The following is a 14,509-nucleotide window of genomic DNA, read 5'->3' on the forward strand; positions in this document are numbered from 1 at the left end:
TTTGCTTCTCATGGCTATATTGTATCAAAGACATATTGGAATTGCAAGCAAATAGGCGAGGTTGAGAAACCTCGCCAGCGGTGTGTTTGCAGAAACAGGTAACATACTATTGAAGCAGCTCTACGAACGCCTCAACATCCGTTGTGGGGGCTTGGCAGGCGTAATTTTCGCAAACATAAGCCGTTGCGGTATCGTCAACTTGAGTTTTGCCAGCAAGAAGGGGTAATGTCTGTCCATCAGCAGATTCACTTAAAGCGACGATTTTATTGGGTTGATAGGTGCCGTGCAACGCCGCTAACATCGCTTTCGTTTCCGCATCGTCTTTCTTACCAACAATGGCAATTTCCTTGGGAGTTGATAGCAGAAACGCTAACTCACAGAGCAGCTGCCCTGACCCTGTTGGCATCCGCTCCATCTGATGAAAATAGAGTTTCAAGGTCTCAACGGCTTTGTCGTGGAATTCGGGGTTGTCAAGGTGTTTAGCAAGTCGCAACAGACTGTGAATCGCCATGGAGGCACCGGAAGGCGTAGCACCGTCGTAAGCGGATTTAGATTGGACAATAAGCGTTTCGTGTGCTTTGCCGGTGAAGAAGAATCCGTCGCCTGCGTCATCTCCGAACTGATCAATCATGATATGTGCAAGACGTTCCGCTTCTGTAAGCCATCGCGGTTCAAAACTGGCTTCGTAGAGTGCGATGAGGCCAGCGATGAAATAGGAATAGTCCTCAAGATATGCGTTGAGATGGCTTTTACCTGAACGGTAGGTACGTAGGAGAAGACCATTGTCTTGGGATAGCGTCGTCAAGACGAACTCAGCGGATTTTTCGCACGCCTCAAGGTATTCAGGTTTTGCCGTTAATTGGTATCCCATCGCCATGCCGCGTATCATGATACCGTTCCAACTGGTCAGGATTTTATCGTCGAGTCCGGGTTTAATCCGCTTCTCTCTCTCCTCAAAGAGTTCCCGCTTTCCATCCGCGAGGAGTGCCTCCAGGTCTTCAAGTTCCATCCGTAGTTTTCTGGCAAAGATGTCAGACGGCGTTTGGACGTGGAGGATGTTCTCCCCCTCAAAATTACCTTGCGGGGTGATGTCGTAATACTCACAGAAGATTTCGGCGTTCTCTTCACCGATGATGTCTTCGACATCGTTCGGTTCCCAAACAAAAAACTTGCCCTCTACACCTTCACTGTCTGCATCCTGTGTGGAATAGAAACCGCCGTTTTCTGCGTCGTACATCTCGCGCAGAACGTAGTCGAGCGTCTCGGTAGCTATGTCCCGGTAGAACGGCTTCTGTGTGGCTTGGTACGCCTCAAAATAGGCGACGACGAGTTGAGCGTTGTCGTAAAGCATCTTTTCAAAGTGCGGGACAAGCCAGTGTGCATCGGTGGAGTATCGGTGGAAACCGCCGCCGAGTTGGTCGTACATACCACCGCGCGCCATCTTCTCCAGTGTGAGTTCTACCATCTCCAGAGCATTGGCGTTGCCGCTGTGGTGCCAATAGCGCAGCAGGAAGGGCAAACCCATGCTGGGTGGAAATTTGGGAGCATTACCGAATCCGCCATGGTGCGAATCGAATTGGGAGCGGTAGTGTTGGAAAGCATTCTGCATGAGTTGTTCGGTGGGTTCATGCTCGTGTGGATCGACAACATTGCTTATCTGATTGAGCTGCGTCGTTAATTGATCTGCTTGTTCTAAAACTTGTGTGTGCTTATCCTTGAACGCCTCTGCTACGGCCTCCATCACCTTCGGGAATCCGGGTCTACCGTATCTATCAGTGGGTGGATAGTAGGTGCCCCCGTAGAAGGGTTTGAGGTCTGGTGTGAGGAAAACTGTCATCGGCCATCCGCCTTGACGCGTCATAACTTGGACAGCGTTCATGTAGATTTCGTCTAAATCGGGACGCTCTTCTCTATCAACCTTGATGTTGATGAAAAGTTCGTTCATGACCGCCGCTATTTCCTCGTTTTCAAAGGATTCGCGTTCCATGACATGGCACCAGTGGCACGCGGAATAGCCGATACTGAGAAGGATCGGTTTCTGCTCATGCTTTGCGCGTTCCAATGCTTCCTCTCCCCACGGATACCAGTCAACAGGGTTGTGCGCGTGCTGGAGCAGATAAGGGCTTGTTTCATGGATAAGGCGGTTGGTGTGCTTGGGGGTATCGTGCATTCGTATTTTCTCCAATGTATGGAATTAGTGGTCACGCGCTTAAAACAATAGGCGGGTGGTGTACGCCCGCCGTTACGAGTAAATGGATACCGCTACGGGGATTCGAACCCCGGTTTGGTGGCTGAGAACCACCCGTCCTAACCCCTAGACGATAGCGGCACATTAACAGAAAATAGAGAGAACTGCCCGGGAAGGACTCGAACCTTCACTACATGGTCCAGAGCCATGCGTCCTACCATTAGACGACCGGGCATTGACACACATTTATGAGTGTGCTGTACTTTAAGTATACCTTAATAGATCGCCTTTGTCAATTTTTCCGTAGGTGAATAGATTTAACTCTTGTTAGCATGTCTTATAGCAGTGCCTACGATTGTACCCAAACCAGCAAGAAAAGCGATAAATACACCCGCAACAACCCATTCCATCCAGTTCATCACTATTCCTCCAATTCATTACATCGGTATCACGGAAACTGAGATATTGGAGAAGGTATAGAAGATATTTAGGAACCCGATAAAAATCGTTGGGATCACAAAGACGCTCAAGAGGGCAAAAGTCCCCGTAGAAAAGGAGACACGCGTTGTTTCCTCATCGGAATCCTCCAGAAACATCGCTTTCACAATGCGAGCATAATAGTAAAGTGAAACGACGCTGTTTAGCAAACCGACAAGTGCGAGCCAATAATATCCTTGCTCAAGGACGGCGGCAAAGAGTAACCACTTTCCGAAGAAGCCGGCAAAGGGCGGAATTCCAGTCAGTGAGAAGAGGAAAATTGCCATCGCCCAAGCGACCAACGGCGCACGTGTGGCAAGCCCGCGGTATCCGTCAATCATCTCGGTTCCCTCCTCATTTGCAATCAGAACAACGATATAGAACGCGCCTAAGTTCATAAAGAGGTAAACGATAAGATAGAAGAGGATCGCACCGATACCTTCAGACGTGAGCAGAACACCCCCCATCAAGAGGTAACCACCGTGGGCAATGCTCGAATATGCCAACAAACGTTTTACGTTCTGCTGTGGCAATGCTGCAAGATTTCCAACCGTCATCGTCAAAGCGGAGACGATTGCCAACATAAAGGGCCAATTAACCGCTTGCATCAGTTCGGTGCTGCCAAATCCAGCATAGAAAAACCTGATGAACAGCGCAAAGCCTGCGGATTTTGAAGCCACGGACAAAAAGGCGGTTATAGGAATAGGTGCCCCTTCGTAAACATCAGGGGACCACATGTGAAACGGCACTGAGGCGATCTTATAGCCTACACCCGCAAGAACGAAGGTTATCGCAATCAACACGGCAAGGGGAGCCACCTCTCCAGATGCGAGGAGTTCCGTGAGGCGCACACTAATTTGACCGAGGTCGCCGGAGCCAGCCATCCCGAATAGGAAGGATAACCCGAAGAGCATCGTTCCAGATGCGACTGCGCCATACGTGATGTATTTGAAGGCAGCTTCGCTTGAACGCGGGTTATGTGTCAAGAAGCCAGCGAGAATATAGGAGGTAAGGCTTACCGTCTCCAACGAGATAAATATCATCAACAAATTGGTTGACGATGCCATCAAGAACATTCCGAGGGTGATGGCTAACAAAAGCGCGTAATATTCGCCTTTTAACCGTGCGTCAAGTTCCTCAGAACGGAGGGAAAAGAGAACCGTCGCGGCGGTTGCCAGCAGGAGCAGAATCTTGAAAAAAGTGGAAAATTCATCAAGTCGGATCATTCCGAAAAAGAGGGAAACAGGACTTCTAAAGGAAAAGTGTGTGATAAGGACAGCAGCAAATACACATACCAGACCAACAAGAGATAGGTATGCGACTGCGACACTCTCTCTATCCTTCACAACAAGATCGAGGAGAACAACAGCAACGGCAAAAATTACGAGTAAAATTTCTGGGCTGAAATAGAGGAGGCTTTCAATGTTGCTTAAGGGTTGCATACTTTCCACAAACCTCCTATATCGCGTTCAGGACATTTATGAGATTGGTAACCGATTCTCTGAACATGTCAATAGCAAAGTTGGGCCAGACACCGAGTACGATGGTTAAGATTCCGAGTGGTACAAGGGTCAGAATCTCACGTCCGTTGATTTCTGGAAGTGCTTCATATTTGGGGTTGAGATTCCCTAAGAAAACCCTTTGGAGTGTCCAGAGGAAATATGCGGCACCAACAACAATGCCTATAGTGGACAAGATCGTCAACATTTTGAATTTATCGTAGGCACCAAGCAAAGAGAGTGCTTCTCCGACAAATCCGCTTAATCCAGGGAGTCCTAAAGATGCCATGAACGCAACGGTCGTAATGCCGGTATAGACTGGCATTTTGCTTCCTAAGCCGCCGAAGCCGTTAATCTCACGGTGGTGCGCCCTATCATAGAGAACACCGACAAGCAAGAAGAGCATTGCACTGATGACACCGTGATTAAACATCTGGAGAATCGCGCCTGTGATACCCTCGTCATTTCGAGCCGCAAGCCCCAAGATGACGAAACCCATGTGTCCGATACTGGAATACGCCACCAACTTCTTAAAGTCGGTTTGTGCCAATGCGCAGAAGGATCCATAGACAATATTAATAAACCCAAGCAGTGCAAGACTATTGCCCCAAAAACCTATCCCATTCGTAAAATGGTCCAAGCCTTGTGGGAACATTGCCATATTTACCCGAACCAGCCCGTAAGTTCCCATCTTTAGGAGGATACCCGCAAGGATGACACTGATGGCTGTAGGTGCTTCAACGTGCGCATCGGGCAGCCATGTGTGGAAAGGAAAGATCGGCACCTTAACAGCAAACCCGATAAAGAAACCGACAAATACCCACATTTGGAAGTTTGGATCGGCGAGGGCGTGTCCTTGTGTAGCGGCTAAGGTGATGAGTGTCGGAATATCAAATGTTCGCAAGCCTTCAGCCACTCCATTAACGATATTGCTATTGAGGTAGACGGCTATCATCGCGACCAGCATTAGCACGCTGCCGAAGAGGGTATAGAGAAAAAACTTAATCGCAGCATATTCGCGGCGCGGTCCGCCCCAGATACCGATAAGGAAATACATCGGCAGTAGCGTCAACTCAAAGAAAACATAGAAGAGGAACAGATCTAAAGCCGCAAAGAACCCCAGCATCCCTGTCTCAAGTAACAGGAACAACGCCATATATGCCTTGATTCCTTTTTCAATGTTGCGCCAAGAGGCAATAACACAGATGGGACCTAAAAGTGCAGTGAGGAGTAAAAGCGTCACGCTAAGCCCGTCAATGCCAATATGATACTGAATATTAAAAGCCTGAATCCAAGGAATGTTGACGACGTACTGCGTTCCTGCAGTCGAGCGGTTGTAGGATATAAACAAAGCGACTGCGAGTACGAGCGGAATGAGCGTAAAAAGGAGCGTCACGCGCTTAACCAGTTCCTCCGACTCACGCGGTAGAAGCAAAACAACAACCATCCCGAGCAGTGGGACAAAAATCATTAGCGACAATAACATCTCGTGGGAATCCTCCTTCTCCCATCAAAAGGGCAGCTACAACGCCCGAAAAATTAAGATTAGCAATACAATTCCAGCCAGCACAACAAAAAGATATGTTTGGATCGCCCCGGTCTGAATACGACGGATTCTTCCACCGACTGCCCATGTAACCTGAGCAACGCGGTTGACGATACCGTCAACGACGCGGTTGTCAAAAGCACCAGTGAAGGCAGCGAGGATATCTCGTGTTACAACCCCGACACCATTAACGATACCATCAACAACACTCCCATCGAATTGGGCAAAAAGTCGTGCTTTCCACACCGTCAGTGCAACCAGTACACCGTCGTAAAACTCGTCAAAGTAGTATTTGTGCCAGAACAGGTTGTAGAGGGGCCGGAACGAGTTCGCCACCGACTCTGCAGACAAGGTTCGCCTATGATAAAACAGCCATGAGAGGAGTATACCTAATCCCGCAACGATGATAGATAGCACCATCGCAATCGTATGTGCGGGCCCGTGATGCCCATCATCTGCGTGTGTCTCATGTCCAGTGTCTTCTTCAGCTGCTACTGCTTCGGAAACACCGAAGAGTGATAGGGCGAAGCCTGCTCCGTCTGTTTTGGTGTCCGGCGAGACTTGCGCATGCACCGGGGCATGCAGATGTGGTTGTTGTGGTGGTTTTACATAGTCTTTGTTGAACCAGAGTGTATTCACGACGGGAAAGCTCAGTATTGCCAAGACGACGAGAGGCACGGTCATTGATAGTGGCGATTCGTGTGCCATGTCGTGCATTTCTTGGTTGCGCGGTTCGCCGAAAAAGGTCATAAAGATTAGGCGGAACATGTAGAACGCTGTAATCCCTGCGGCGGAGAGTGCTATTATGAACAGGATGTAGTGATGTACGGAGTTCCATTCCATCGCCCGTCCCAACACACCCGCTAAAATTTTATCTTTACTCCAAAACCCGGAGAAGATAAACGGCACACCGGAGATAGACAACGTCGCGATGAGCATTGTGACGAAGGTAATCGGCATCTTGTGGCGGAGTCCACCCATGTTCCGCATATCTTGGTCGGGCGGGATCTCGGAACCGTGTGCATGGACTAAATCGTGATCGCCGTGTTCATGCTCATGTCCGTGTGTATCCGCGTCGCCATGTTCATGCTCATGTGCATCGTGGTCCTCATTTGCATGGTCGTGTTCATCATCATGCGCATGGGCATGCATCGCGTGGAAAGCGTGAATCACACTTCCCGAACCGAGAAACAGCAATGCCTTGAAGAAGGCGTGCGTTGTGAGGTGAAAGAGTCCTGCGACATAACTGCCAACGCCAATCCCAAGCATCATATACCCAAGCTGACTCACCGTAGAGTATGCCAAAACCCGTTTAATATCGAAACGAACGATAGCAATCGTCGCAGCGACGATCGCGGTAATACCACCGATGTATGCGATGACGAGAGACGAGGTTTCTGTCAAAATCGGGAACATCCGGGCGGTGAGATAAACGCCAGCAGCAACCATCGTGGCAGCGTGAATCAAAGCACTGACAGGTGTGGGACCCTCCATCGCATCGGGCAGCCATGTATGCAGAGGCACCTGTGCGGATTTACCGACTGCACCACAAAAGATGAGGACACCCGCAATGGAGAGCCATACCATATCGCCGGTGTTTAAACTCGTAGCGAGGGCAAAAATACCACCTTCTCCGTAGAGCGAAAGCGTCTTAAATTTGGTGAAGAGCATCATCATGCCGATGAACATGCCGACATCACCGACACGCGTTGTCAGAAATGCTTTCTTACACGCATTCGCAGCGGAATCTTTTTCAAACCAAAAACCGATGAGGAGATAGGAGCAAAGCCCGACAAGTTCCCAACCGATATAGATGCCGAGTAGGTTATCCGAGACAACCAGAAAGAGCATCGAAAAGGAGAAAAGCGATAGGTAGGCAAAGAACCTCGGATACCTCGGATCACCGTGCATGTACCCCATAGAGAAGATATGGACGAGACTACTGACGAGTGTGACAACAATCAGCATGATTACGGTCACGCTGTCCAAGTAAAAGCCCATAGAGAACGTAATACTGCCGAGTGAAATCCACTTAACAGTATGTGCTTCCGGGTTGGGTACGACTTCCCGTAAGAGCAAAAGGGAACAAGCGAACCCGATCAGCATTGCTGCTGTTGACAGATAATCCTGTCGGGGAAAACTCCGTTTCGTCAAGCCCAAAAGCCCAAAGATAGCAAAGGCAGCAAGGGGACAAAGTAAGATGATACTTATTAAAGGAACAACCATATTTCTTTACGTTTAAGCCTTTCCTTTTTTTATAGTTGTCAGAAGAATGGCTGTCAGCCATCAGCAGTCAGTCATTTATGGCAGTGAAAGCGTTGGTGAATACCACACGTCCTCTTAACTGAAAACTGAAAACCGATAACCGATAACTATTTCAACCTTTCAAGGTATCCACTTCGTTCGGACGTATGCTACCGAATTCTCGGTAGATAGCGAGGATAATCGCTAAAAAGACAGCAGCCTCCGCTGCAGCGAGCACAATCCCAAAAATCGCAATAACCTGTCCGCTGATGTCCTCCGGTGGTGTCATAAAACGCGAAAACGCCGCAAAGTTCAGATTACATGAATTAAGAATAAGTTCAATGCCCATCAAAATACTGATGGCGTTCCGCCGAGTTAAGACAGCAAAAATACCGAGTGTAAATAGAATAGCACTGATAACGAGATAGTGTTGTAAGGTCATTTTACTCCCTAACCTCCTTTCGGGAAATCAGGGCGGCACCGATTAATGCCACTAAGAGTACCACGGAAACAACCTCAAACGGCAGTAGAAACTGTCCATTTAGAATCAGCGCGCCAATACGCTCGGTCGTCGGTGGTAGTTCGGTACCATCATCGATGAGATTTTTCCATGCCGGTGTATTCGCGATAACGGTGAGGAGCAACATGAGGAGTGCCACAGCAATAATACCTCCAAGGAGGAGCTGCCCGCGCTCAATATGAATGCGCATCTCCAAGCGTCCGCTTGTCATCATAACACCGAATAGGATGAGAACAAGTATGCCACCGACATAGACGATCACTTGTGTTGCGGCAAGAAAATCAGCCTGCAAAAAGACATAAAGCCCGGCAACGCCAAAGAGCGTTACCATGAGTGAGAACGCCGCGTGGACGATGTTTCGCACCGTGACGACAACGAGTGCTGAGGCAATCGTCAAGAACGCGAACCCGTAAAAAATAAATGTTTTAAGTGTAAAATCCATTCTTTAATGATTCAGTTTTTGTCCCGAAGTTCCGTTATCGGTTAGGTATTGCTTTGGTTAATCAAATCTTTTTTAACCGACAACTGATAACTGAAAACTAATAACTATTTCTCGTACATCTCCTGCTTATCAAAACTAAAGATAAGGTCTGATCGATCAAATTTGGAATACTCGATGCCTTCAAGCGTATCTTTCATCGTAAGGCACTCTGTCGGACAGACTTCGGTGCAAAGTCCACAATACATACAGAGGGACATATCAATATCGAACTTGTCCAGGTAAAAAACGACAGGGTTTCGCGTAACGATTCGCGATATCTCGTCGCCCGAAAAGGTTTGCGTTCGGTTCTCATCGGCTGATGGTTCAAGGCGGTCTATGACTTCCTGGGGGCCTTGCCGAGAGGTGAGATTCGTGACGGTTATTGCGTCTGCTGATTTTACCTTTTTGTCATCACCCTCAATGATACCGATGATTTCGCGTCCATCTTTGAGGTGAATCACGTTCATACTATCCCAAAGTTGTTCACCTTTCGGGAGTTTAGTGGCATCAATAACGATGCAATCGACCGGACAGATCATCTCGCACTTTTTGCATCCGATACAGTCCTCAGTGCGATTATAGAGCTGCCCGCGATACCCCTTCGGAATTTCCCGGACGTTCCGTTTCTTTTCATAGTCGTGTTCGTAGGGATATTGATGTGTGACATTCGGTTCAAAGAACTGTCTGATTGTCACTCGCATTCCCACGAGAACGGTATAAACGCCTCTGTAGATGTTTCGTATGTATTTGTCCATTTGTAGGTGTTCCCTCCAACATTAGCGGATACAGCGACTGTCCTAACTCGGTTGTGGTTCTGGCTTTTGCGCGAGTGTCCGTCCAGCGATCGTGTAAGCACAGATAAGCCCGATATAGATAATCGCGCAACTGATGATGATGCTAACTAAAGTATCCTCTGGGAAGATGAGTCCCCAAATGCCGGTCCCTAAGATGTTAAAGAAGGCAATCGGGATGAAGTACTTCCAGCACAGATTCATCAACTGATCTACCCGTAGGCGCGGCAACGTCCATCTCAACCACATCATCAAAAAGACGAGTGCGAGCGTTTTGATAACGAAGCCGGGGAATCCACCGAGAATATCGTAGCCCGGCAAGACACCCTCCCAACCACCGAGGAAAAGCGTCACGGCAATTGCACTCACAGCGAACATGTTCGCGTATTCAGCAATAAAGAAAAGCGCGAAGCGCATCCCGCTATACTCGGTATGGAAACCAGCAACAATTTCAGATTCGGCTTCGGGCAAATCAAAGGGGGTCCGGTTCACCTCAGCAATAGAAGAAATAAAGAAGATAAAGAATGCGATAAAGGTAAAAGGTGTTCGGAAAATAAGCCAACTGAAAATACCATTGGATTGACTTGATACAATCTCCGGCATGCTCAAACTTTCCACAAGCATCACGATCGTCAGGATAGAGAGACCGAGTGGAATTTCATAACTGACAATCTGGGCGGCGGAGCGCAAGGAACCCAACAGAGACCATTTACTATTCGAGGACCAGCCCGCCATAATCACGCCCATGACAATGACAGAGGAGATCGCCATGATATAAAAGATGCCGATATTAAAATCGCTCACTAAGATGTTTTGACCAAAGGGTATTCCCGCAAAGACAGCAAAGGAACAGGCAAAAATGATGTAGGGGGCAAGCAGGAAAAGGAATTTATCACCTTGTGGCGGAATATAATCCTCTTTGAAGATGAGTTTGACACCGTCGGCTAATGTTTGAAGTGTCCCCCACGGTCCAACTCGCATGGGACCCGTTCGGTTCTGGAAACGGGCGGCGACTTTGCGTTCTGCAAGCACTAATACCAAGGGGAGTAGTGGAACGACCGCAACAAAAATACCCGCACATGCAAACATTATGAGGACTGTGCCTACTTCCACAGGGAAATGCGCAGCAACCGCTTCCGGTAGTCGCGGAATCACAACATTCTGTATAAATTCCTCCGCCCAATTGAGTCCATCCTGTAACCCTATATTGGGAAAGAAACTTTCAGATATATTGAAATTTGGGAAACCTGCAAACATAGCCCTAAAATCCGACATCTAACCTCCTCTATCAGACGTGTTTACCGATCAACCTCTCCCATCACAATATCAATACTGCCGATAATTGCGATAATATCTGCCACCATTAAACCTCGACTGAGTTCTTGTAGCGCACTCAAAGCACTAAAGCAGGGAGAACGTCCTTTGAGACGGACAGGCTTCGGAGTGCCGTCACTGACAATGTAGAATCCGAGTTCACCACGCGGTGCTTCACTGCGGAAATAGATTTCACCTTTCGGTGGACGGACAGCTTTTAAATCTGCCATCACGGGACCACCGGGCAACCCCTCTGCTAAAATCTGTCGCACAATCCGTACGGACTGCTTCATCTCATCCATACGCACTTTGTATCGACTCCAGCAGTCACCGACAACCGCGCCCAATTCTGGAACATCCACAGCAACAGGCACATCAAAGTCAAATCTGTCATAGATGGAGTAGGGTTCATCTCGCCGGAGATCCCAATCCACACCCGAACCACGAAGGTTAGGACCCGTTGCGCCATAACTCAGCGCCATCTCCGCCGACATGACAGCAACCCTCATCGTCCGTTCCGAGAAAATGCTGTTTTTTGTCAGGAGTTCGTTGTATTCGTCAATCAGCGGCTCAAAATAATCAAGAAATTCTTCAATCTCGTCCAAGAAAGTCTGTTCGGCAATGGAACCGGGTTCCAGAGGGATGATTTCGGAGACACCACCGATGCGGATGTAGTTATAGGTGAGCCGTGCGCCGCACACTTTCTCGAAAAGGAGGAGTAACTTTTCGCGATCGCGAAAGGCATAAAGAAAAGGCGTAAATGCCCCAATATCCATCCCGTAAGTTCCGAAAGAAAGGAGGTGGCTCGCAATACGGTTTAATTCGCAAATAAGCACCCGTAGGTATTCCGCCCGTTCCGGTACCTCAAATTCACGCTTTTCATCCGCTTCCAATAACTTTTCAACAGCGAGGCAGAACCCCCAATTCTGGTTCATTGCTGCCACGTAATCCATCCGGTCGGTAAAGGGAATAATCTGCGGATAGGAAAGATTTTCGGAGTGCTTCTCAAAACAGCGATGCAGATAACCGATGTGTGGAATCGCTTCCCGGACTATCTCACCATCCAGTTTCAATTCTAAACGTAACACACCGTGTGTGCTTGGATGCTGAGGTCCCATGTTCACCACCATCTCATCGGCGAACGGTTTTAGTTCTATAATTTTGCTTTCAGTCTGTGGTGTAGTTTCCATAATACGGGTTCTGAAAAGCCTAAAGCGAATTAGAAGATTTGCTACTTATGTCTATCTATTTTCCACTATATATGATACTACTTTTGCGATTGAATGTCAAATCTTAACCTGTTCTCTGAGAGCCATTTAATGCTATCACGTAAATCTATAGGTCAATGCAAATACCACCTAATACGGTACACGCATACCACGATAGAATTCGGGTTCCTTGTAATCTTTGCGTAGAGGATATCCATCCCAATCATCGGGAAGCAGGATGCGGCGCAGGTCATTGTGCCCCTCAAAGAAAATCCCGTAGAGGTCATAAGTTTCGCGTTCATGCCAGTCCGCAGTTTTCCAGATATGTGAAACGCTTGGGAGATGAGGATTGGTTTTCGGTACTGTGGTTTTCAAAACTACATTATGCCGATGCCGCATGGCATAGATATGATAGACAACGGCAAATTCTTCATCCTTAGCACTCAAATCAACACCACTCAGACACATCAACGAATCAAACGCCAATGTGTCAGTCTCGGTGAGATATTGGCATACATCGACGATTGCCGAAGAAGCGATGCGAATGCTCGGATCACCAGCAAGTTCGGTGTCGAGACCGAGGATGGCTTCACCAAACTGCTCGGCTAAATTTTCATAAATTTCTTCCGGCTTCACGTAATTTCTACTCCATGGTCGTGATTAGAAATCACTCCTACAAAGGTCGTGATTAGAAATCGTCCCTACCTTTGGATAGGGAGATGTTCTAACTAAGCAGTGGTTTCGGTGCGCTCACCTTCTGCAGATGGCGCGTCCGCTTCAGCCTCAGTTTCGGTTCCTTCAAGTTCGTACCATTCTGTCTTTGTAAAGAGTCTTTTCAGGAACGGAACATCACCACGCTTGGCGACGGTCTGCGTTTTAATTTTCTCTTGTAACTTGAGTAGCCCTTCAATGAGTGCCTCCGGACGCGGCGGGCATCCGGGTACATATACATCAACAGGGATAATCCGGTCAACCCCTTTGAGGACGTGGTATCCGTGTTGCCAATAGGGACCGCCACTCGTCGCGCAGCTGCCCATCGAAATAACGTATTTCGGTTCCGGCATCTGCTCATAAAGCCGTCTGATACGTGTCGCCATTTTGAGCGTCACCGTCCCAGAGATGACCATCAGATCGGACTGACGCGGTGTCGCGCGTGGCACGCCTGCTCCGAACCGGTCAAGGTCGTAGTTAGAAGCAGCGGTTGCCATGAACTCAATGGCGCAACAAGCGAGTCCAAATGTCATGGGCCAGAGTGCGGAAGAACGTGCCCAGTTGGCGACAGCATCAACTGAGGTAACAATAACGTTTTTGTCCAGTTTCTCATCAATTATCATAACTCTCTTCCCTCCGGAGTGACTGCACTTCCAACTGCGTGGAGCGGATCCACTCCAGATCGCCTTTTGCCCAGACGTAGGCAAGTCCAACTAACAAAATAACAATGAAGACGAGCATCTCCAAGAACGCAAAGAGACCGAAGTCTCGGAAAACAACTGCCCACGGGAACAGGAACACAGTCTCCACGTCAAAAATGAGGAAAATGAGCGCGATAACGTAAAAGCGGGTGTTAAACTTAATCCGCGTATCGCCGATCGGATCTTCGCCGCATTCATAAGGAATATACTTTTCGCCTGAGAACAACTTGGTATGCAAGAGGCGAGAAACAGTGAGGTTTAAAACGACAAATAAGGAACCAACGATCAAGAAGATTAGTACATTTGCAAAGTTAAAAAGCATTCTGGATTATCCTTGAGAACCGCAATGTTGCAAAAACTTTTAGCATGGACGATCTCGTTCTTAAAATTATATACCATTTTACGTTGTTTTGCAAGTAAAAAATTTTGATCTGTACAGAAAATCTCGGATGAATTTAACACTCCCTCGTCAAATCCCCATGCTTTAGCTTGCGGGATGTAGACGGCATAAGGCGTGAAAGCCAATTTTAATTTGACATTCACCCAAAAAATGTAGTATAATTAGAGTATCCGTTGGACCGACATGTTTAGCATTACCGCTTGGTAATGTGTCGGTCCCACCCACTAAACAGGGGTAAAAACGGATAACGGATTCATCATGAGAAAGACACACAAATACAAACTTCAATCACAATCTAATACACTCAAGATTGGCAATATGCTTGACGATATGTGGCATATCCACGTGCATATCCTGCTGCTTGCGCGTAGGTATGAAGTGCTACCGTTTATTTAGACCACAATTTAGCAAAGTTAAGACAAGTTTTTT

General features: G+C 47.9%; 13 protein-coding genes and 2 tRNA genes. 1 reads left to right on the forward strand and 14 read right to left on the reverse strand.

Features of this window, described 5'->3' with window-relative positions; genetic code table 11:
* Positions 1–106: 106 nt before the first annotated feature.
* From OXH39_03825 to OXH39_03890, 14 genes are all read right to left on the reverse strand, one after another.
* Positions 107–2,170, reverse strand: a complete 2,064-nt coding sequence (locus OXH39_03825; protein ID MCY3549566.1) for a thioredoxin domain-containing protein — start codon at positions 2,168–2,170, stop codon at positions 107–109.
* An 87-nt stretch (positions 2,171–2,257) separates the two neighbouring features.
* Positions 2,258–2,329 (reverse strand) — tRNA-Glu (locus OXH39_03830).
* A 23-nt stretch (positions 2,330–2,352) separates the two neighbouring features.
* Positions 2,353–2,423 (reverse strand) — tRNA-Gln (locus OXH39_03835).
* 202 nt (positions 2,424–2,625) lie between these two features.
* Positions 2,626–4,107, reverse strand: a complete 1,482-nt coding sequence (locus OXH39_03840) for an NADH-quinone oxidoreductase subunit N (GenBank protein MCY3549567.1) — start codon at positions 4,105–4,107, stop codon at positions 2,626–2,628.
* A 16-nt stretch (positions 4,108–4,123) separates the two neighbouring features.
* Complete coding sequence (locus tag OXH39_03845; protein MCY3549568.1) at positions 4,124–5,650, reverse strand: NADH-quinone oxidoreductase subunit M; 1,527 nt, start codon at positions 5,648–5,650, stop codon at positions 4,124–4,126.
* Between the two features lie 36 nt (positions 5,651–5,686).
* Entirely contained in the window at positions 5,687–7,936 is a 2,250-nt protein-coding gene (locus tag OXH39_03850; protein MCY3549569.1) for an NADH-quinone oxidoreductase subunit L, read from the reverse strand.
* Positions 7,937–8,087: 151 nt separating this feature from the next.
* Positions 8,088–8,396 (reverse strand): NADH-quinone oxidoreductase subunit NuoK, encoded by a 309-nt coding sequence (gene nuoK, locus OXH39_03855; GenBank protein ID MCY3549570.1) that lies wholly within the window; start codon positions 8,394–8,396, stop codon positions 8,088–8,090.
* A gap of 1 nt (position 8,397) precedes the next feature.
* The gene (locus tag OXH39_03860) at positions 8,398–8,916 is read right to left on the reverse strand and encodes an NADH-quinone oxidoreductase subunit J (protein ID MCY3549571.1); all 519 of its coding nucleotides are present in this window, start codon (positions 8,914–8,916) and stop codon (positions 8,398–8,400) included.
* A gap of 104 nt (positions 8,917–9,020) precedes the next feature.
* On the reverse strand, positions 9,021–9,710 hold the full coding sequence (locus OXH39_03865) for a 4Fe-4S binding protein (GenBank protein ID MCY3549572.1): 690 nt from the start codon (positions 9,708–9,710) through the stop codon (positions 9,021–9,023).
* 42 nt (positions 9,711–9,752) lie between these two features.
* Positions 9,753–11,021: an NADH-quinone oxidoreductase subunit NuoH gene (gene nuoH, locus OXH39_03870; protein ID MCY3549573.1), complete on the reverse strand. Its 1,269-nt coding sequence runs from the start codon at positions 11,019–11,021 to the stop codon at positions 9,753–9,755.
* A gap of 23 nt (positions 11,022–11,044) precedes the next feature.
* Entirely contained in the window at positions 11,045–12,220 is a 1,176-nt protein-coding gene (locus tag OXH39_03875; GenBank protein ID MCY3549574.1) for an NADH-quinone oxidoreductase subunit D, read from the reverse strand.
* 198 nt (positions 12,221–12,418) lie between these two features.
* Complete coding sequence (locus OXH39_03880) at positions 12,419–12,904, reverse strand: NADH-quinone oxidoreductase subunit C (protein MCY3549575.1); 486 nt, start codon at positions 12,902–12,904, stop codon at positions 12,419–12,421.
* Positions 12,905–12,996: 92 nt separating this feature from the next.
* Positions 12,997–13,602, reverse strand: a complete 606-nt coding sequence (locus OXH39_03885; GenBank protein ID MCY3549576.1) for an NADH-quinone oxidoreductase subunit B — start codon at positions 13,600–13,602, stop codon at positions 12,997–12,999.
* Positions 13,592–14,002 (reverse strand): NADH-quinone oxidoreductase subunit A, encoded by a 411-nt coding sequence (locus OXH39_03890; GenBank protein ID MCY3549577.1) that lies wholly within the window; start codon positions 14,000–14,002, stop codon positions 13,592–13,594. The genes OXH39_03885 and OXH39_03890 overlap by 11 nt, the downstream gene beginning before the upstream one ends.
* Before the next feature lie 336 nt (positions 14,003–14,338).
* Here OXH39_03890 and OXH39_03895 point away from each other — a divergent pair, with 336 nt between their 5' ends.
* The gene (locus OXH39_03895) at positions 14,339–14,476 is read left to right on the forward strand and encodes a hypothetical protein (protein ID MCY3549578.1); all 138 of its coding nucleotides are present in this window, start codon (positions 14,339–14,341) and stop codon (positions 14,474–14,476) included.
* The last annotated feature ends 33 nt before the right edge of the window (positions 14,477–14,509 follow it).

This window comes from Candidatus Poribacteria bacterium, assembly GCA_026702755.1.
Classification (GTDB): domain Bacteria; phylum Poribacteria; class WGA-4E; order WGA-4E; family WGA-3G; genus WGA-3G.